At 62.1% G+C, this 18,711-nt stretch carries 15 protein-coding genes and 1 pseudogene; 12 read left to right on the top strand and 4 right to left on the bottom strand.

Translation table 11 applies throughout. From position 1 onward, the window contains the following. Positions 1-51 precede the first annotated feature (51 nt). The 3 genes and pseudogenes from ACFLEY_RS03990 to ACFLEY_RS03980 all read right to left on the bottom strand — a co-directional run bounded on the left by ACFLEY_RS03990 (position 52) and on the right by ACFLEY_RS03980 (position 4,983). Positions 52-2,177: pseudogene (locus ACFLEY_RS03990) on the bottom strand (ParB/RepB/Spo0J family partition protein). A 134-nt stretch (positions 2,178-2,311) separates the two neighbouring features. Further along, on the bottom strand, positions 2,312-3,508 hold the full coding sequence (locus ACFLEY_RS03985; RefSeq protein WP_060912849.1) for a hypothetical protein: 1,197 nt from the start codon (positions 3,506-3,508) through the stop codon (positions 2,312-2,314). A 293-nt stretch (positions 3,509-3,801) separates the two neighbouring features. After that, positions 3,802-4,983 carry a DUF3846 domain-containing protein gene (locus tag ACFLEY_RS03980; protein WP_211433467.1) on the bottom strand — a complete coding sequence of 394 codons (1,182 nt, stop codon included), beginning with the start codon at positions 4,981-4,983 and terminating at the stop codon, positions 3,802-3,804. Positions 4,984-5,605: 622 nt separating this feature from the next. Here ACFLEY_RS03980 and ACFLEY_RS03975 point away from each other — a divergent pair. Then, positions 5,606-6,508, top strand: a complete 903-nt coding sequence (locus ACFLEY_RS03975) for a hypothetical protein (protein WP_060910051.1) — start codon at positions 5,606-5,608, stop codon at positions 6,506-6,508. Positions 6,509-6,669: 161 nt separating this feature from the next. Further along, the gene (locus ACFLEY_RS03970; protein WP_060910050.1) at positions 6,670-7,710 is read left to right on the top strand and encodes a hypothetical protein; all 1,041 of its coding nucleotides are present in this window, start codon (positions 6,670-6,672) and stop codon (positions 7,708-7,710) included. Between the two features lie 177 nt (positions 7,711-7,887). Here the strand turns inward: ACFLEY_RS03970 and ACFLEY_RS03965 are convergent, their stop codons facing one another. Beyond that, positions 7,888-8,448 (bottom strand): hypothetical protein, encoded by a 561-nt coding sequence (locus ACFLEY_RS03965; RefSeq protein ID WP_060910049.1) that lies wholly within the window; start codon positions 8,446-8,448, stop codon positions 7,888-7,890. Positions 8,449-8,704: 256 nt separating this feature from the next. Between ACFLEY_RS03965 and ACFLEY_RS03960 the strand changes: the two genes are divergently transcribed. The 10 genes from ACFLEY_RS03960 (at position 8,705) to ACFLEY_RS03915 (ending at position 18,706) form a co-directional block, all read left to right on the top strand. Beyond that, on the top strand, positions 8,705-9,106 hold the full coding sequence (locus ACFLEY_RS03960; protein WP_060910048.1) for a DUF3846 domain-containing protein: 402 nt from the start codon (positions 8,705-8,707) through the stop codon (positions 9,104-9,106). 22 nt (positions 9,107-9,128) lie between these two features. Continuing rightward, the gene (locus ACFLEY_RS03955; RefSeq protein WP_060910047.1) at positions 9,129-9,875 is read left to right on the top strand and encodes a hypothetical protein; all 747 of its coding nucleotides are present in this window, start codon (positions 9,129-9,131) and stop codon (positions 9,873-9,875) included. A 19-nt stretch (positions 9,876-9,894) separates the two neighbouring features. Beyond that, positions 9,895-10,407: a hypothetical protein gene (locus ACFLEY_RS03950; protein ID WP_060910046.1), complete on the top strand. Its 513-nt coding sequence runs from the start codon at positions 9,895-9,897 to the stop codon at positions 10,405-10,407. 26 nt (positions 10,408-10,433) lie between these two features. After that, on the top strand, positions 10,434-11,057 hold the full coding sequence (locus ACFLEY_RS03945; protein ID WP_129557461.1) for a hypothetical protein: 624 nt from the start codon (positions 10,434-10,436) through the stop codon (positions 11,055-11,057). 111 nt (positions 11,058-11,168) lie between these two features. Further along, positions 11,169-12,362 carry a hypothetical protein gene (locus ACFLEY_RS03940; protein WP_396604528.1) on the top strand — a complete coding sequence of 398 codons (1,194 nt, stop codon included), beginning with the start codon at positions 11,169-11,171 and terminating at the stop codon, positions 12,360-12,362. Between the two features lie 124 nt (positions 12,363-12,486). Beyond that, positions 12,487-13,335 (top strand): hypothetical protein, encoded by an 849-nt coding sequence (locus ACFLEY_RS03935; protein WP_060910043.1) that lies wholly within the window; start codon positions 12,487-12,489, stop codon positions 13,333-13,335. Further along, the gene (locus ACFLEY_RS03930) at positions 13,328-13,930 is read left to right on the top strand and encodes a hypothetical protein (protein ID WP_060910042.1); all 603 of its coding nucleotides are present in this window, start codon (positions 13,328-13,330) and stop codon (positions 13,928-13,930) included. Before ACFLEY_RS03935 ends, ACFLEY_RS03930 begins: the two co-directional genes overlap by 8 nt. A 10-nt stretch (positions 13,931-13,940) precedes the next feature. After that, entirely contained in the window at positions 13,941-15,710 is a 1,770-nt protein-coding gene (locus tag ACFLEY_RS03925; RefSeq protein WP_060910041.1) for a type IV secretion system DNA-binding domain-containing protein, read from the top strand. 94 nt (positions 15,711-15,804) lie between these two features. Beyond that, entirely contained in the window at positions 15,805-18,447 is a 2,643-nt protein-coding gene (gene mobF / locus ACFLEY_RS03920) for a MobF family relaxase (protein ID WP_211433469.1), read from the top strand. Positions 18,448-18,484: 37 nt separating this feature from the next. Next, positions 18,485-18,706, top strand: a complete 222-nt coding sequence (locus ACFLEY_RS03915; protein WP_060910037.1) for a hypothetical protein — start codon at positions 18,485-18,487, stop codon at positions 18,704-18,706. Positions 18,707-18,711: the final 5 nt, after the last annotated feature.

Here is an 18,711-nt window from a genome sequence, read left to right as displayed (position 1 = left end):
AAGAAGGCCCGCCGGGGCTGGCGGGCCTTCGAGGTCGACGCTTCCGCTTGCTTACTCGGCCGCGACGAACGGCTCGTCTGTGACAATTGCATCATCTTCGGTCGGATGGTCTGCGTCGGGCATGGCCGCTTCGCATTCGATCACTGGCGCCTCCTCGCCCGAAGCGGATGACGAGATTCGACCAGACTCAAACGCCGATGATGTTGCGCTGATGGATCGACCAGGCGTGCGCAGCGGCTCCGGAAGCCAGCCTGAGCCGGCGAGCAGCTCTTGTGCCTTCTCTGCCATTTCACCCTTCTTGAGGTGCTCGATGCGCTGGGCGGCAGTGTCGCCCTTGGCCTCGCGGACCGATTGCAGGATGCGCGCCTTGGTCACCCGCCCCAAGTAGTTGTCGACGGTCGGCGTCCAGCCTGCGGCAGCAAGGTTGAGCCCGATTGCCTCGGCGAGGCGGTCGGCGTGAGCCAGCGCACGCGGCCGCCGATTCCAGGGCTCGTACACCGCATTGATGCTGAGCGCGATGCAATGCGCGAACAGGGCATCGCGGCTGTCCCGATCGAAATTCGCGAGCGCGTCCCAGAGCTCGGCTGATTCACGCGGCAATTGCTCCGACCACCGCCGGTGCCTCTCGTCGACGGCCTTGGCGATCGTGGCATCGCCGAGGCCCGGCGCCTGGCTGCCGAAGACGATGCTTTTGGCGTCGATATCGAGGCAGGATTCGGGCGTGTAGCGGTAGAAGAGCTTCAAGCAAAGGGCGTGCAGTGCCGCCAGGAACGCGACGTCGGGGTCCCCTGCCAGCGCTTCGCGCAAGGCCAGGGTGCGATACGCCGTGAGCTCGGTCATCAGCCGGTCTGGGATAGGCTTGATGCCGTCCTCCTGATCAGGCACCTCGGCAGTTGCCGAGGTGCCTGTCTGCCCCACGGCCGGATCTCCTGAAGCAGAGCTCGCCGCTGGAGTAGCACTCGACTGGGCGTCCGCCTCTCCCTTCGGCTCCGGAATTGTCGGCTCATCTCGGGACGGACGTAGCCGCGCTCGACCCGAAGCGCTCCCGACGCGTCGATGCTGACGAAGGCACCCGCGCGCGCGATTTCGTCAGGATCGTACTGGACCGGCCGATCATCGAGCTCGGCAAGGGCCGTCTCGATCTCGCCAAGGCGCTGATCGATCCCTTCGGGAAGGACGTCGACATCGGAATGCTCCTGCTCGAGACCCTCGTATTCGGCGCGCAGCGCTGCGGCCGCGGCGACCTCCTCGTCGGTCATCGCGACCGGCTCGCCAGAGATGCGGCGTAGACCGTAGATGTGGCCGTAGGGAAAATCGATCGCAACCTCCACCCATTTCCAGCCTTCGGAGCGGATGTTGGCCGCCTCGCGCTCCAGCTTCTCGGCGACGAGGCGATCGAGCAGCATCGGCTCTTGCAGCCAACCGCCGTCATCCTGCTGAAAGAGATCGCGGATGAGGTCCCCGCCGGCGGCTTCATAGGCCTCGATTCCGACGAACTGGGCGCGCTTGTCGGTGGCGCGCACGGCCCCCTCGGTGAGGAGACGCCGGATGTAGTAGGGTTCCTTGTTGTGCGACCGCTGCACAGCCTCCCACACCTGCTCCTGGCGCGCGTGGTCCGGATTAACTGCAAAGGCCATGAGCTGGTCGAGGCTCATGCCGTCTTCGGCATAGACCCCGAGTAGCGCTGGCGACACGGCGGCGAGCCGGAGCCGTTGCTTGACCACCGACACGCTGACGAAGAAGGCGGCTGCAACCTCCTCCTCGGTCCTACCCTTCTCGACGAGATCGCGGAAGGCGCAGAACTGATCGATGGGCGCGAGTGGCACGCGCTGGATGTTCTCAGCGAGCGAATCTTCCTCGGCGAGGCCATCGGTCCGGATGACGCAGGGAACCGGCGCGTTGCGCGCCAGCCGCTTCTGCTTGACCAGAAGCTCGAGCGCGCGATAGCGCCGCCCGCCGGCCGGGATTTCGAACATGCCGGTTTCGGCACCCTGTTCGTCGAGGACCGGCCGGACGGTGAGGCTCTGAAGCAGGGTGCGCCGCGCGATGTCCTGCGCAAGCTCCTCGATCGAGATGCCCGCCTTGATACGGCGGACATTGGACTGGCTCAGCACCAGCCGATTGAAGGGAATATCGCGAGACTGGCTGAGGGTGATCTTGCGAACAGAATTTGCCATTGACGTTTCTCCGCGACGGGCGATCCAGAGCCTCTCTGGACCTTCTGGCCCGTCACGAAGCGAAGCGCCGCCCTCTTCCTCTGAGGGCGGCGCCAAGGCGGAGAAGACGGCAGGCTGGGCTGCGGTAGCTCGCTTCAGTTGACGCGGTCGAGCAGCTTTTTTGCCCGCCCCTCAAGATCGAGCCGGGCGTCCTGATGCGGCTTATCCCGCGCAACAGCAGTGATGCCCTGCACGAAATCGAAGACGCTCTCGGGCTTGCGGCCTTCCTCGGCAAGCACCGTCTCGATGATCTTTGCTGTCTCCAATTTGCCGAACCCACGCTTGCGCAGGAAGTCGGTTCGCTCTTCGTCGCTGCGGGCGACGATGCGCTCGCGCGCCGTCCTAATGCCGTTGAGGTATGGTAGCGGCGAGGAGTTGGCAAAGCGCGTAAGCGCCGGCGCCGCCTCATGGGCGAAGCGGGCCGCCGCGTATTTGGAATGGCGGATGGTGATTTCCTCAAAGTCCTCGACACCCCAGAGGTTGCGGTTCTGGCAGACCGCTCTGAGGTAGAAGCTCGCAATGCCGAGCGTCTTGGCACCGACCTCCGAATTCCAGCAATAAAAACCGCGGAAGTAGAGGTCGGGCGAGCCATCAGACAGCTTGCCGGCCTCGATCGGATTGAGATCGTCGACCAGAAACAGGAATACGTCGCGATCGGAAGCGTAGAGGGTCGTGGTGGTTTTCGTGACGTCAACTCGCGGATTGTAGATGCCGATCGACCAGTCGAGCACGCCCGGCACCTTCCAGCGGGTGTCGCCGGTGCCATTGCCGGCAATGCGCTGCACGGCGGCGACCAGCTCCTGGTCAAAGATGCGCCCATAGTCGGGGCTGGTGACTGCGCGAAGTTCAGCACGTCCGTCCCCGACCTCAAGCGTCTTGATCAGCTCCGCTCGATTTGAAGTCAGTCCGTACTGCAAATTGATGGCCGCGAGTGGCGCCGGCAGTTGTCGCAAATAGGCCGATGGTGCGCCGACCATTGTAGCGAGCTGACCGAAGCTCCAGTGCGTCGGCGCAAGAGGGGCGGACTCACCTGGCAGCATCAACGTCAGCCGCTCCGCGTTATCGCGATTGGCTTCCACCCGGATCGCCGCGCTTTCCACGGTCCGGGTCCGACTTCGCTCGGCGCGGCCGCGCACGGCGGCGTGGAGTTCGGAGAGCGACAAATACCGCTCGTCCGCCGGGCGGGAAAACCATTCCGACGCGACGCGGCCGACGCGTTCACCGCGGCTCACATCCACCCTATAGCCGGCTCGCTGATTGCGAGCGCTATCTAAAACAGTCACTTTGGTCATGGGAATCTCCATGACGGGCGCCGCGAGACTCTTCTCTCGGCTCTCAACCCGTCACAGAAATTCCGACCAACCTCTAACTTGGACGGTGCTGGGGAACTTTCGAAGACGCCCAATAGAACCCGGCCAGTTTCGAATCCCATGCCATGGGAATTAGTGCCGAAGGAAAGTGAAGTCACTCGCGGCACAACTTCACGAAAACGCAGCAAGAGCGCCGCTTGAGGCGGCCTTCACGCGGAGCGTGGAGGCAACTACGTGGAAAGCGCTGGCGCTCGCTAACGCAAATGTACTCTCAGTCACGCCGGAACGGCCAGAACGCGATTGGTCCCCAATCTTCGATCCGGCTCGCTGAACTTGACGCGTCGAAACACGTCCTCAATGCGGCATTTCACAGGGGCTGTGTCATATTCATCTCCACGCGACCCAACGATCAATCCGCGTCCCGGAAAGCTCTGGCCGTCGATCTCGAAGAATAGCCGATGTGTGAACAATCCTTCTTCGTCCACATACAGAATGTCTCCGCCCGAAAATTCGGCCGCCAATTGGATGCAGCCTCCGATCGCACCTTGCAGCGACTCCAATCTGTTAGTGACCTCGATTGCTTTCACGTGGCGGTGATATGGGTCGATGAGAATTGCGGGATAAGTCCGTAGCCTGCGCGCAGCGCCTGACTTGACCGACGGGGTTGGTCGGCGGATGGGAGGCAGCTGTGATACATTGAAGAACGTCGACCCGGGCGGAAGAAAGTCATCGACGTCCTGGAGTTCCTCTGCGGTCCTGATATCGACTTTTCGTAGATGATTTGCAAAGCCACGGTCATACTCGCAAGCCGCATGCCAGGAGGTGGTAACAGCGATTCGCTGAAGTGTCCGAGCGAGCTCATCGGATGTCGTGCCGGCCGCTCGAAATAGATCCGCGCTTACCGGCTTTTGATTCGGCGGACCTCCAAGCGGCGTCAACATGTCGGTAGCAAGGACCTCGCCGGGTGAACCCCACATCCAGGTCAGAATCCGACGGGAGAATTCACCAGGCGGCGAGACGACCGCGAAAACACGCGGCGCCCCAAGCTGCCCACCGGGACTCGTCTGCGTCAAAAGTACGATAGCGGACACTTCGAGCGCTTTGCCAATCATCAACGCCTGATCAACAAAGTCTAGATACAAGGCAAGGTAGCCCGCATTAAACGTCTCCGCCTTTTCGGCCATTTCTCTGGTGACTTGAAGCTTGATAAGGCTGTCGAGGACCTCCCCTCCAAATTGGAAAGCCGCGACGTGACGATCGCAATGCCCGCCTTGGTCAAGGAACCAACGCGCGATCGTTGCATCGAACTCAGTATTGATATCGACCCCGCCGGGAGACTGCGCGCGGATAGCAGCCGCTTGGTATGCCGTCGCCATCATGGCAACCAATGGGTTCTTGGCTTGAGGTGAGTTGCCCTTACCGCTGGCGCGGAGCGCGGCCGTCACTTCGCGGCTCATCCAATACGAAACGGTCCAACCAAGTTGTCATTCTGCTTTCCTCAGATTGTTGGGCAATTGCCTACCTGATGAAGCCTCCGATCAAATGAAGCGAATACATCAATTTCAACCGATTGCAGTTAGGCACACCGAGGCAAGGTTGCTGCGCATCCGAGCATCTCCTGCTCTGTACAAGAGCGGCGGTAGCAGCGAACGTCGTCCAGTGCACGTCGACGCTGGAACGGCGGGAGCGGCACGTTAGGGATCGATCAACCAAAGTAACTGACAGGAGAAGGCGAATACTGCCAATCGAAGCGAGGCGGTCGCAAAGCCGTCACAGGCGAAGAAAACGTTTATTCGCGTGGGGTAGATCACAACGGAGCAAGCGAATGAATGCGCCCGTGCGTTGAGCATCTAACAGGCAAAGCGGATTGGCCCGTCACGCGGAGTTTTCTCGATGGACAGTACTAGCGCCCCCTCGGTGAACGTCTTCTTCGCGTATCAGCTTAGCTATATCCCACGCGGGTATCGCAAAGTGCGCACGCGCTGGTGTCCCGGAACGGAGACAATTGCGCTCCGATCGGTCTCAAAATCGGTCATGAAGCCTGCTTTCAGGATCGACCGACGGAGCGCAGGAAGCCGCATGGTCACTGAGATATTTCGCCTCGATGACGAGCTGTGGTGGCCGGTCGTGTTTAGATCTCCATTCTGGAACAAGCAATTTTTCTTTAACGCTTTGGAGGCCGGCGTTCCTGAGGCTCTTCAAGCGATCAGCATTGATGTGCCTTGGGCAGGCGAGGCCATTGAGGAACTCGACCCTTTATTCGTCGGGCGAGTTGTCGCGTCCACGGAGCAGAAGATGCAAACGAGGGCTGCAGGCGCAGCAAACAATTTAATGATGGTTGATGGCGACCATTTGTTCGTACGCGGCGGAGAACCAATCTGGATTGGGCCTCGCAATCGCCAGGGCGCGCCTTCTCACCTGTTCGGAGAGATAGCTAACTCTGGTGCTGCATTCGGTTCGGCGCTACCGCTCAATCCGGTTTCGACTGCCGGCGAGAACGAGCTCACTATATCAGACATAAATGCTGCAGCGATTGCAGGACGAATTAATAGGGTCTTGAGAACTGCAGCTCGTCATCCAGTTTACGATATCCAGATACTCGAGGATTGCCGCCCCAAGTTCGATCCAATTGACTTTCAGATAAGAGCTTGTCTGAGGGAGTTATCCAGACAAGTTGAACGAGCAATCAATCGGCCTAAGTTATCGCAAGCAGTTCGCCGATCTGCGACCATCTTCACAGATATCGATCTGTTTACCGACCAAACGACCACCGAATGTGCAGCCACCTTGCGCGTTTTCGTGAACTGGTATCGATATCTGCCGGTAGAGCAGGGCTATGAGTTTCGTGCGGCATACGACCTAGTTTTGACCTGCATCGGTGCCATCGAGGCGCGGTGTACCCGGGAAGGTCTGAAATCGCCATTCGAGCCATGGCGACTGGAGCCTGCGGACGAGGAGGCTCTCGTGCTTCTCGGTCAATGAGGCTTATTCCAGCGAAAACCATGAGCTAAGCAGGTTGGCGTCGCCCCGCTGGGTCGTTGTCGCCACGCATCGTTTGGAGCACCTGTCAAGCCCACGGGGTCGGAGTGACGGATAGCTAAACCTCGCAAATTGTCCGCGCCAGTTAACTGCGGACAAAAGCGATGCTCACCTGGTTAGACGAATATACTGCCCATATGGGTCGCAAGCTGCGCCTCGAGCTTGCAAACAGGGTGGCCGGAATCACGGACACCACTAGCGATTATCAGATCGTGCGAGAGGTGACGGACACGGCGGCGGATCGCTTGTTTGCCGCCGCTGAGTTCGACCTCCCCTTTGACAGCACGTACGAATCCGTCGCAGCATTGTGGCCCTTCTTTCGCCGTCCTGACGAGTTGAAAGGCGCGCGCCCCTACGCATGCGCGGTCGGAGCCGATCTTGCCAATCTCTTCAAGAATGCTGCTGCGTCGCCGGAGATCGTGCGCACAGCGGACCGGTTGCTCAAGGAGCGCGTGACCGCTTACATCGACATTGCGGACAAGGCGGTCCGCATTGGGCCCTTGCTGCATGTTAAGGCGGTGATGGTGATGCGGGTTCCGAGCGAAGCGGAGGACCGCGCACTGCAGCCTGGGGAACGATGGGCGCCGTCCGACACGGATCGGCTGCGCATCTTTGTGAAACTTGGGCCCGTCGGCGACATCGCGCTCGGGACGATCAAGTGGACATCGGGCGGGACACAGGTTCAATGCGACCAGCTGGCCGCCTCATTCCTGAGCGAATTTTCTGACTCGAGTTGGGATCCCAATGATTTCGCCACCAAGATCGAGAGCTTCATCTCGCTTTCCCTGGCGTACTCGGTGGTGGCGGCGCCGCGAGATCGCGAGGAACTGCGGGCAGGCCCCGAACCATTCCGCAACCGGATGGACCGGAGTGCGCGTCGAGGATGGAAGCGATTTACGCTATTCCAAGTCGAGCGCCTCAAGGCCCCCGCCAACAAGTTCGGCAGGATCGGCGGCGGCGGAGCGGAAGGATGGGAGCTTACCCGGCGGATCTCCGTGACCGGTCACTTCAAGATGCAGCCCTGCGGAGCCAGGTCCGAAGACCGTAAGCTGATCTTCGTCAGCACGCACTATCGCGGTCCTTTGGACGGAGCTCCGCTTCATAGGATTTCGGCACTTAGGGCCCCGCCGAACGGGGCCGGTTAGGGGACGCGCTTATGCGCCCCCGCTTGTGTAAAGCTTTTAGCACCTCGGTCGACAGAATTACCGAATCGCGTCATTCGCACGGACAAGACACTATCGGTTGGCACTTGGGTCAAGCGCTGGTTGATCTCGCCGCCGGCCAGAACTCTGTCGAGGCGGCGATTTTCAATCAGGCATACTTTAACGCGAATTATCAGTAGGGACTAGTGCCCAAGACTTGCGGTTAGCATAGATCGCGTCGAGCCGGCTCCGCACGCGTAGGACATTGCGAGCCATGTCTGAGAAAATTTGGCCGTCGGCCTGGCGGTTCGCCTCCGTGTAGTAAGATAGAGGGCATTCAAGGTCGTAAATAGCGAGAACGGTGATGTTCTGTTTGAGGATGCGCTGCAATGCGAGCCGCGCCTTATCGCTCTTGTGTTCCACCAGTTCATCTGTCGACGGCACGAGAATCGTTCCGTTGCTTTTGATTCTCTGCACCAGTTTGAGCAAGTCTGTCCTGTCGGCGCCGCCGCTCTCGCTAACAACTCCCCTGCACCAGACATCTCGCGAGGGATCAAACCGGTCCACGATCAAGAAGTAAGCAAGTTCTTGTACATCGGGGCGTGACAGGTAGCTCAGGATGCTGCCTACGGCACTGACCTGTTGCGCTCGAGACGGAATTGGCTTCGGGTAATCTTCCAGAGCAGGTTGGCCAGTGGCGTCTGGATCAATGTATCCATAGATTGGTAATTTGGTGCCCATGTCGCTCTGTTCTCGCTCCGACTTAATCGCGTCAGTTGTAAGGGGAGCGTTCTAAACGGCGCCTCAAGTTTTGAGGTTAGGTTTTTCTTATTAGGTGCGAGGAATTCGGGCGAAGGGTCCGATTATCTGGCTCTGTCCCAGCTAAAATTTATTCCGCACCCGCGCAAACCAAACCTTTGTCAAGCCCACCGGGTCGTGCTGCGAGCGGCGCTCCTGAAGCCTAGGAGATCCGGCAGCGACAAAGGAGACAAGCTCAATGCGTGCGATCCTGATTAATCCCGTGAAGAAGACCGTCGAACCCTACACCGTCGACCACCGGCTCGCCTCCCTGCAAGCCGCCGTCGGGGGGACCATCGCTTGGGGCACCGAGCTCCAGACCGGCGACGTGCTCTACATCGATGACGAGGGCCTCTTGAAGCCCAATCCGGCTTTCTTCTCACTGGGCAGGCGCACTTTCGCAGGTCGTGGACTTCTGGTCGGCCCCGAGCGTCCGCGCATGACCGACGTGGTGTCGACCGTCGAGGAAATCGCAAGGAAGGTCCGCTTCGGCGTCACGATGGATGTCGACAAGCTCCTGACGGCCAAGTGCATGACTTTCGAAACGGCGGAAGAGTTCTTCGAGTATCTGCGCCGGCAGCGCGACGAAGAGCTCGAGTAGGCCGCAAGCAGGAGAAATGATCATGGATTTCACCGAATCTGTCCAGCACACCTGCGACGGCGTCGATGCAGGCGACGTCGGTTCTGACGGAGACAACGCCGAAAACGTTGCTCAAGCAGCAAAACTGATGATCGCGGAAGCGGACCGCGCGGTTCAGTCCTGCAACGAGGTCCTGCGCGATCAGCTCGAGAAGGTTGGCCGGAAGGTTCCGACCGAGAAGACCGTGGCGTTGATCTACACCGCCTACTGCGCGATCGCTGCGACCGGCTCTCAGGCTCAGTTCTTGGCTGAGCGTCAGATCAAGGTCCATGGCAGCACGAAGAACGACTGCTACCCGGTCTTTCGGGCGTTCACCCGGACCGCGCATCCCTGGTTGCGCGACCGGGTTTGCAAGTATGCGCAAGTCGCGGCTCTTGCGGTTCACGGGAAGGTGGCGCCCGAAACGTTTCCCGATTGGCTGAAGCGCAACCCCATCGAAAAGGCCTGCCGCGAGTACCGCCGCATCATGCGGGATCGGAACAAGTCGGAGCGTGACGAGCATCTGCAGCGTGTCTGGGAGTTCTTGGTCGATCCGAAGAAGGAGCCCGAGAAGGCGCCGATCGTCGCCGCCACGCCGATCACGCCGGGCTACGTCGGGTTGAAGCTGGCCGTGGTCGACTTCACGCACGACGGCAGCGGCAATTTTCGCGTGCTCGGAATCATGCCGCAAGATGCCGACGCCGTCATGCGCATGGCACTGACGGCCGCGAACAAGGAAACGAATATCTAGCCAAGTAAGGAGTACAGAAATGTCGACGAACGACTCGAATGACGACTTCGCCCCAGCCGCCGCGTTCATGGAATCGGCTGCCATGGATCTCGACGCGACGATGAGCTTTCTCGTGGACACCGCCGACATCGCTTCGCAGCTCCGAGTGATGTCGACCGGCGCCGTGCAGCACACCGAGCTGGTGGACGTGCTCAGGCCGGATCTGACGGCTGCTTTCAAGTTGCCGCTCCATACGGTTATCGATCCGCCGGGCTTGGCGTCGAAGATCGTGAAGGCGTCGCGTCGCGGCAAGCTCAGGCTGGAGGGGTTTCAGGTCGTGGAAGGCTTCTTCACGCAGCCGCGTCTGGTCCTGCTGATCCATCGCCGCGTCGTCGGCCAGCTCTACTGCTCGCGCGATGGCCAGAGCCTCCAGCTGGAATTCCGCGAGCGGACGGACGCGCGGGACATGGGCAACGCTGTGCTGGCGCTCGGTCGGCTCTCCTTCAACGTGCATACGCCGCTCGGCTCCGCGCCGGCCGACAGCATCCACTAGCCTCGATGCCGATTAACGAGACCACAATGCGGCTTGACCGCGACCTGTTGCATCGCCGTCCGGATCTGGCCGACGCTCTCCTCGACGGCCAGCATGGAACCATCCTTCATGAGGTCAGCCACTATACCGCGGCGAATGCCGACGGAATAGTTAGGGGACACCTCGTCATTCACGCGAGCTCCGCCCGCGCGGCCGCCGGTTTTGTGCCGGATGACATATTGGCAAAGCAGCTCGCGTCAGACCCCGCGCGGCGGTCTTTCGTTGCCTCTGCCGGCCTGCTGGCCGAACATCACTTCTGCGGAAAGACAAGGCCGCTGCGTGCACGGGCCGACATCGCCGCCCATCAGGCGGTATTCGGCCTGGCCTCCGCCGACCTGATCATCGCTCACTGGAAGCAAGACTACCTTCCGCGCATCGGCGCTCTCGCTGGCTGCGTCGCCGCGAATTTCGATCGGTGCGTTCACTATTGTGACACCAACAGGTTCCTCATCGACGACCACCACGTGATCCCGAGCTGCATGTTGCGGTCGCCGCGGTGGCGGGGACTGCGTGCACGTCTTGATGAAGCGGTTTGGACCTACCCGGTCAAGGAGCGTCGCCGGGCATTGGAGGAATTCCTCGCGGTGCACGCCGGCTCCCGCACGGCCTAGTCCAGCTCTGAGCAAGGATTTTGAGTTTGCCCAGGACAAAATCTTCGTTCCCGAAATTTCTCAACTTCCGCTGGAGCAGGATCGGGACTCCACGACACAGGAGATAAACTCGTGCCCGACACTGAACTGCGCATTCGGCTCGTGACCCTGAACGAGGCGTTCGAAGACCTCGGCCGCAACCCGCGGCCCTTCCTGCTGATCAACATCGAGCGGCATCCCCGCGGCCTTCCCATGCCGAACCAGCGCCTGCTGGAGCGGCTTCGGGAGGATTGCGACGATGACCTCCTGATCGTCCCGGCGCAGCTGGCCGAGCTCGATGCCGCCCTGCCACTCTGCCGGGACCGGGACAGGTTCTGCGCCGGTGAGTTCGTCCTGATGAATGCGACGCAGCTGCACGAGACCCCCGAGCGTCCGCATGGCGGACAGGACGTAGCAGGACTCGAGGAGCGCGCTCGCGACGGACTTTACATGACCGTGGCGATGGTCACCGAGCGGCTGCGGGCCTGCGACGATCATCAGGAAGGCCGCAAGATGGCGACCGAGACCCGCCGCGGCGAGATCTTCGAGACCCTGCAGCCGCTGCTCGGGAACTTGTCGGTGAGGAACTGCTTCGATGCTGGCCAAAGGCGCATCACGGCATGGTATCCGGGGTTGACTGCTTATCAAGTCATGAAGTCGGTCTACGTCGGCGTGCTGGAGCAGTTGCGCAGCGGCGCCAAGCCGGCGTTCGTGAAGGCAGAGCAGCTCGAACTCGTGCGCGTCGCGCATGCCGTCTACGCCAAGACCGAGGAACTCCTGAAGGCCCAGCACGCGATGTCCGCCGAGCTCCGCAAGATGATGGAGAGCGACGTGTTCGCGAAGGCAAATCCGCAGGAGCAGCATGAGATGCAAGCGAAGTTTCTGCGCGAGCATGCGCCGGCCCAGCATCAGGAGCTGGCGCACAACAAACAGGGCGGGCCGTCGCTGGCGCAGCTGATGCGGGCGGCAGCTGCAATGGATATCAATCCGTCCGGGATCTATGCCAACGTTCTCTTCTACAAGAGCGAACTCGACTGCGCGATGCTCCTGGGCCGCGTCGAGCGCGGCGTCGGCGTCATGTTCAGGTCCAACCACATCAAGGCGCTGAAGCGCTTCATGACGCAGGCGGATGAAGCCGAAGCCAAGATCGCCGTCGATGCGGAGATTGAGGCCGCGCGCTGCCTCCGACATCTCGCCCTTCGGGTGAGGACGCGTGCCGGATGGGACGAGTTCTTCAGCATTGCAGAGGCGGATGGCCGCGAGTACTGGATCAGCAAGGCATTGTAGTCTTTAGTGTTTTTGGCAGCGATCTTCGTTCCCGAAATTCTGAGACCAAACTGGCTTTAATAGAAGGGCTCCGCAACCGGCGGGGCCCTTCGCGTTTCGGCTCCGTCCATGAAGAGGGAGCCACATGGCCAAGACCAAATCTCCGATCCACCCCGTCAAGGCGGTTAACCCGCCCGTGACCTGCATTGTCGACGGCGACGTCGGCGGGGTCGGCAAGTCGTTGCTCGCGATTTTGATCGCGATGGCATTCTCGCTGATCGACGTCACGCTCAAGGTCTTCGAGCTCGACGAGCAGGGCAAGCTCCAGAGGTTCCTGGGCCCCGAGGTCCAGAGCCTGCATGCCGCAAGGCTCGACGCCGATGCCGATGGCGAGCGCGACCTCCTGCCCGTGTTCTCCCCCTTCCATGAAGCACTGACAGGCATGCCGCAGACCAATGCGTCCGTGCTGCTCGAGGTCGGCGGCGCGTTGACGGAACTCGCAAATGCCTTCATCGCGGAGGTCGACGTCGACGACGACATTTCGGCGCTCGGTCTCAACGTGGTGGTCTTCCTGGTCATGGTCGCCACTGCAGAATCGGTTCGTCAGGTTCTCGGGCAGGCAGCGAGGCTCGAGCGCATCCTGCCCTCGGCGCAAATCGTGATCGTCCTCAACGAGCGCGACGGCTGCCCGCAGAAGGCCTCGCGCGACATGCCGGAGGAATTGGCCAAAGGTGTTGACGGTCTTCTCGACACTTATACCCACATCCGCCTGCCGCGCCTGAGGCCGCAGTCGCGTCGCCTGTTGGAGATGCTGGGCGAGTCGCCACCCTCAATCATGTCCTGGCGTCACGACCACTTCCGGGAAGCCATGTTGCGGACGAGGCTGCCGCTGTCGTACGCGAAGCGTTTCGTGAACGACGTCGCCGACTGGAGCGGAAAGATCCACAGCGAGCTGGTGCGCATCCTGCCGTTTCTCGGAGGCGGTCATGGCTGAGCGGCTCAAGACGTTCCTGCAGGATGTGCGCACCCTGCGCGCGCAGCAGGGTGCCGAGCAGTCGGCGCGCTTGGACCGGCTGAGGGCGATGACGCCCGAACAGCTCGTCCGCCTCCCGCGCGAGGAGCTGCAGCAGCTCACGGACCGGCAGTATGTCGAGATCGTTCGCCACGTCGCGCCGGAGCATCGGCTGCCGGAGCCGCAGGAGGTGCCGGTGGGGTCGGGTGAGTCCTGGGCTCGACTCCGCTCGATCGCGATCCCGACGGCCGCACGAGCGGCGGTGCTCGGCGTGTTGACGGGGCTCGCCGTCCTCCTCGCGAGCCTTGCGGTCGGCCCCACCATCGATTGGTGGCACTACCGCAAGCCGCCGGTGCGCAGCGCGCAAGCCTCGACTTGGCCGGGCTGCCCGCGGCTAAGCGGCTGGGTGGATGGCTGCACCTATGTGCCCGTGCGGGACATCGCGTGGGAGCGTGCAGCTGACCTGCTCGAGATGAGTGAGGCAGAGCTGCGGCAAGCCAACCAACACATCAACGCGGCCTACATCCCCGCCCAGGCGACCCTCGTTCTCTGGCGGCATCGCGGCCAGCTCTACTAGGGAGACTGACATGAAGCTCGCAACTTACGAAAAGCGCGATCTGACGGCGACGAAGCGCGTGCGCTTCCCCGTCGGCATGGCTATGCTGGTGATGGCGATCTGGATGGCGTTTTGGGTCGCGCCGCCCGTCGGCTGGTATGCTGATGCGCCGTGGACCGGATCCGGTCCGCTGCTGTGGGAGGCGATGAGTGGATCGTACCTCGGCGTGCTCGCCGAATGGCCCACGGTAATTCCGGCCTACACCCATGTACTCGCGGCTTTCACGTCTGCTTGGCGCATCCCGCTCGCGACCGGCATGGTCTTCGAGTTCTACATCCGTGTCGCCGGCTGCCTGCTGGCCTGGTTCGCAGCCTGGTCCAGCGCCTCGCGCATCATGATGCGCGAGGCCGCGATCATCGATACCCGTAAGCACTATGAAGGCCAGGAACTTCAGCACGGCAGAGATGCGAGGCGAAGCGCTTCGGCGTCCATGGCCCAAGAGGATCGGGAGAAAGGGCTGGGAATCGCGCTTGCCCCCGGCGTGATTCTGTCGCGCTTACGGGAGATTCGCGGCGTGCTCCTCCTCGGGGCACCCGGATCGGCGAAAACACGGATCATCTTGCATCTGTTGCAGGAGATCTTTGCCGCGATGTACCGCTGGCCAAACCGCAACGTGCGCATCCTGATCCACGACACCACCGGCGAGATTCTGAGCGGCCTGCCGCTACCTGACGCAGCCTTCGCGGCGCTGCACGGGCACCGGCCGGGCGGCTACGCCTGGGCAGTCGGGCGTGACGTGTTGACCAAGAGCGACGCCGAAGCTTTCGGTGCGCTGCTCGCTCCCCACACGGACGAAAGCGTTTGGGAATCCGGCAGCGGCACCCTGCTCGCCGGCTGCGCCGTCCTGTGCCAGAGCCGCCACGGGATCCTGTGGGGCATGCCTGAGTTCTATGATGCGACGCTTTTGGATCCTGTTGAACTCAAGACGCAGTTGCAGGCCGTCTACCCGCCCGCTGCCGAGCTGATCGAGGTCGACCCGGAGACCGGCGGGTTGTCGCGGACCACCGTCAGCTTTTTCCTGTCGCTCCGCGCCGCAGTGTTGCGGTTCCTGCGACCGCTCGCGGATAACTGGCGCGATCTTCCTGCAAACCGGCAGTTCTCGTTCCGGGAATGGCTCGACGGCTCGAACCCGGCTCAGCCGCGGACCGTCGTGGTGCAGCGCGCGGGTCGCTATCCCGAGCTCTCCGCCGCCTGGATCGGCGCCATCGTCGACACCATCGCCGCCCATGTGAACGACGAGTCGTTTCCGAACTCGCAAACCCGGCGTGTCTTCCTCTGCCTTGATGAGCTGGCCTCTCTAGGCCGGCTGCGACGCTTCCCGGATCTCGTCGATCTCGGCCGCAACAAGGGTGTGGGAGTCCTGGCGGCTGCACTGCATGAGGTCGAGCAATTGCAGGAGCGCTATGGCGACAAAGTCGCAACCAGCATTCTGCGCCGTTTCCGCACCAAGATCGTTTGCCAGCAGAATCTCGATGGCGGCACGGTGCAGTTCTCTGAGCACATGATCGGCAAGCGGACCGTCGAAGTGGAGGAGATCACCACGACCACAGCGAGAGGGCCGCAGGGCAGGACAACCTCGCAAACGAAGGCGAGCGCCAAGAAAGAAGTGCCGATCGTTCGCGCGGAGCGCCTGGCCTGCGAGCTCGGCGTCTTCGGCAACACGGTCAAGGCCATCGCCGTCGGTATCGGCGATCCCGCGCTCCTGACCTGGCCCGTGACCGTCTGGCGTCGCCGTCGATAGAAGAGCGGACGAGTCCGGCCTCAATCTTCGTTCCCGAAATTTGCAGGCCGCATCGGGTGTAATTGGAAGGCCTCCAAAGGGGGGCCTTTCTTTCGTGGTTGCGACCTGGAATCCGGCGGCGGCGAGTTCGTACTACACGCGTCAGCGTGAGACGGAGTATTACGCTGGTAGTGGCGAGCCGCCCGGCATCTGGTACGCGCCTGCCGGGGATCTTGGTCTCGTCGACGGCTCCGCCGTCGACCGCGCCACGTTCGATCGCCTGTATCATGCGCTCGATGTAAATGGCGCGTCGCTGCTCGAACAGATTCGCCGCCACAAAGAGCGTACGCCCGCCTTCGACGTCACGCTGAGCGCGCCGCGTTCGGTTAGCCTCGTTTGGGGCCTTGGATCGTACGATACAAAAAGCCTGATCGAAGCAGCCCAGCAGAAGGCCGTTCGGGCTACGCTCGCCATGCTGGAACGCGAGGCGAGCTGGGCGCGCCGCGGGTTCAAAGGGACGTTCGTAGAGAAGGTGGCGCTGTCGGCGGCGACGTTCCGGCACGGGGAGAGTCGAAAAGCCCAGCACAGCGACGGGCGCGTATTCGCCGATCCGAATTTGCACACGCATTGCGTGTGGCTTAACATCGCCACACGTCGAAGCGATCACACGGTCGGCGGGCTGCATTCGAAAATCATCCGCAACTTCAAGATGGCAGCGGGCGCGACGTATCACGCAGCATTGGCGCATGAACTCAAGCAGCTCGGTTTTGCCATTGATCGCGTCGGCAAGAACGGCACGTTTGAAATTGCCGGCGTCGATGATGCGACAATCAAGTATTTCAGCGCACGGCGCCAGGAGATCGAGGACGAACTCGCCGAACATGGCGTCACCAGCGGCCAAGCAGCGGCGCTGGCGGCCGCCATCGCCAAGGCGACGCGAAGCAGCAAGCGTGAGAGCGAAAGCGTCCAGCGGGAGGAGGTTTGGCGCGACGCCGCGCAATCGCTGGGCCTCGACACCGCATCGTATGCCGAGAGCTTGAGGGACGCCTCGAAGCTGCTTGATCAGGAGGCGGGCGAGCGGCTGCTCTCCGAGCGGTTGGCGGCGCTGCCGGCGATTCTCACCGAACATGAGAGCGTCATTGAGCGGCGGGAGCTCCTGCGTTCCGTCTCTGCCGCCTTGGTCGGCACCAGCTTGCCGGCCGAGCGCGCTGAAACGGAGCTCACCCGCCTGCTGAGCCAGGGGGTGTTTCTGGAAATCGGCCGGGATGCAGTCGGCTTACCCTGCTACTCGACGCCGGAAATGCTGGCGATCGAGCGCGAGGTCGTTGAACAGGCGCAGCGTCTCGCAAGCCAACCCTGGCTCTCCCTCGATCCGCAGTGGCTGAGGCATCGCTGCCAGACTTCCGGGCTCACAGCCGAGCAGACCGAGGCGGCACTCGCAGCCACGACTAGCGCGGCGGTGGCCATCGTCGAAGGCGCCCCTGGGGTCGGAAAATCTGCCCTGCTGAAGCCAGTAGTACAGGGATACGCCAGCGCCGGATGCCGGGTGATCGCCACGGCATCCGCCTGGCGGATCGCCAACATGCTCCGAGACGATCTCGGAATCGAAGCGCGGGCGACCGCCTCCTGGATCTCGCGGCTCGAGGCCGGTGAAAAAGTTCTCGACGATCGGACCATCCTGATTGCCGACGAAGCCGGCTTGCTCTCCTCGCGGGACATGCACGCTCTGCTGGGCGCCGTCACGAAGGCCGGTGCCAAGATCGTCCTGGTGGGGGATCGGCGCCAGCTCCAGGCGATTGGCGCCGGCGGAGGTCTTGACCTCGCCTCCCGCGCCGTTGAGGCCGCGCGTGTCAACCAGATCGTTCGCCAGCGCGAACCATGGGTGCGCGAGGCCATCTCCGCCTTTGGCATGGGAAGGGCAGCGCACGCGCTCGAGGCGTTCGCAACCCGCGATCTCGTGATCGAGGCGAATGGCGCCAAAGCAGCCATCACTGGGGTTTTGGATTTGGCGGAGCAGGTCCACGCACGTGATCCCGGTGCCTCGATCCTGATCCTCGCCAAGACCAACGCCGCGGTAGCCGGCATCTCGCGGGCCACTCGCGAGCGCCTCAGGAACAGCGGCATCATCAGGGGTCCCGAGCTTAGCTTCACCGCGGCTACATCATCCGGCCACTCGACCGAGATCGTACTGGCCGCGGGGGACAAGATCCGCTTTCTTGTCCGCGATGACGAGCTTGGCGTTGTCAACGGATCTACGGCAACCGTCGTCAAGGTCAGCGAAACCAACGAGCCCTTCAGCAGCGGCAATCGGGTTCTCATCGAGGTCCAGATCGGGGACCGGCGGATTGCCTTCGATCCGATGCGACTTGCCGACGCGCAGGGGCGCCCCCGCCTTGGCTGGGCCTATGCCTCGACCATCTACGGCAGCCAGGGCCTCACGGTCGACCACGCCGTGGTCTATCTGGATCATACCTACAATCGTCATGACATCTACGTGGCGGTAAGCCGTGCGCGGGAGCGGACGGCGCTGGTGGTCGATGCCAAGAGCATTGATCGGCGCCTTGCCTCCGAACTGCCCTTCGATCAGCAGCGCGATGAGCTGTTTTCGGCGAGCCAGCGCCGAAGCTGGCTGGCCGAGCGGCTATCGCGCGCCTCGCCCAAGGTTTCCACGCTCGACGTCATTGAGGGTTCGCCGCCGCTCGAGCCGCAAGCCGAGAAGGATCGGCATCGTCGACGGGAGCTCAGCTATGAGCTCTAAGCCCAGTACTGCTCCGTCGCAAATCACGCGGCGGAGGATGCAGGTCGGTACCCGCGTCCAGGTGGCTGCTGCTCATGGCGTGACGAAGAAGAGAGGACGTCGGCAGCCGCAGGCCGAGGAATTTCAGGTGGCACTCGATCTTCCACCCTCGCCTCCGATCCTGGAGCGCGAGCTACGGGCGATCGAGGTTTTGCTTGGTCGCGAACTGCAGGACTTGCTGACTGATAATGCAACCGATTCTAACGAAAATAGCCGTTGACAGGG

It is taken from the genome of Bradyrhizobium sp. YCK136, assembly GCF_044570075.1.
In the GTDB taxonomy this organism is placed as follows: Bacteria; Pseudomonadota; Alphaproteobacteria; order Rhizobiales; family Xanthobacteraceae; genus Bradyrhizobium; species Bradyrhizobium diazoefficiens.
This window is presented reverse-complemented; position numbering and strand designations above follow the sequence as displayed.

Bases quoted from the DNA above. Each gene is read 5' to 3' on its own strand.
- ACFLEY_RS03985 (WP_060912849.1), bottom strand. From the start codon at position 3,508: ATGACCAAAGTGACTGTTTTAGATAGCGCTCGCAATCAGCGAGCCGGC.
- ACFLEY_RS03980 (WP_211433467.1), bottom strand. From the start codon at position 4,983: ATGAGCCGCGAAGTGACGGCCGCGCTCCGCGCCAGCGGTAAGGGCAAC.
- ACFLEY_RS03975 (WP_060910051.1), top strand. From the start codon at position 5,606: ATGGTCACTGAGATATTTCGCCTCGATGACGAGCTGTGGTGGCCGGTC.
- ACFLEY_RS03970 (WP_060910050.1), top strand. From the start codon at position 6,670: ATGCTCACCTGGTTAGACGAATATACTGCCCATATGGGTCGCAAGCTG.
- ACFLEY_RS03965 (WP_060910049.1), bottom strand. From the start codon at position 8,448: ATGGGCACCAAATTACCAATCTATGGATACATTGATCCAGACGCCACT.
- ACFLEY_RS03960 (WP_060910048.1), top strand. From the start codon at position 8,705: ATGCGTGCGATCCTGATTAATCCCGTGAAGAAGACCGTCGAACCCTAC.
- ACFLEY_RS03955 (WP_060910047.1), top strand. From the start codon at position 9,129: ATGGATTTCACCGAATCTGTCCAGCACACCTGCGACGGCGTCGATGCA.
- ACFLEY_RS03950 (WP_060910046.1), top strand. From the start codon at position 9,895: ATGTCGACGAACGACTCGAATGACGACTTCGCCCCAGCCGCCGCGTTC.
- ACFLEY_RS03945 (WP_129557461.1), top strand. From the start codon at position 10,434: ATGCGGCTTGACCGCGACCTGTTGCATCGCCGTCCGGATCTGGCCGAC.
- ACFLEY_RS03935 (WP_060910043.1), top strand. From the start codon at position 12,487: ATGGCCAAGACCAAATCTCCGATCCACCCCGTCAAGGCGGTTAACCCG.
- ACFLEY_RS03930 (WP_060910042.1), top strand. From the start codon at position 13,328: ATGGCTGAGCGGCTCAAGACGTTCCTGCAGGATGTGCGCACCCTGCGC.
- ACFLEY_RS03925 (WP_060910041.1), top strand. From the start codon at position 13,941: ATGAAGCTCGCAACTTACGAAAAGCGCGATCTGACGGCGACGAAGCGC.
- ACFLEY_RS03915 (WP_060910037.1), top strand. From the start codon at position 18,485: ATGCAGGTCGGTACCCGCGTCCAGGTGGCTGCTGCTCATGGCGTGACG.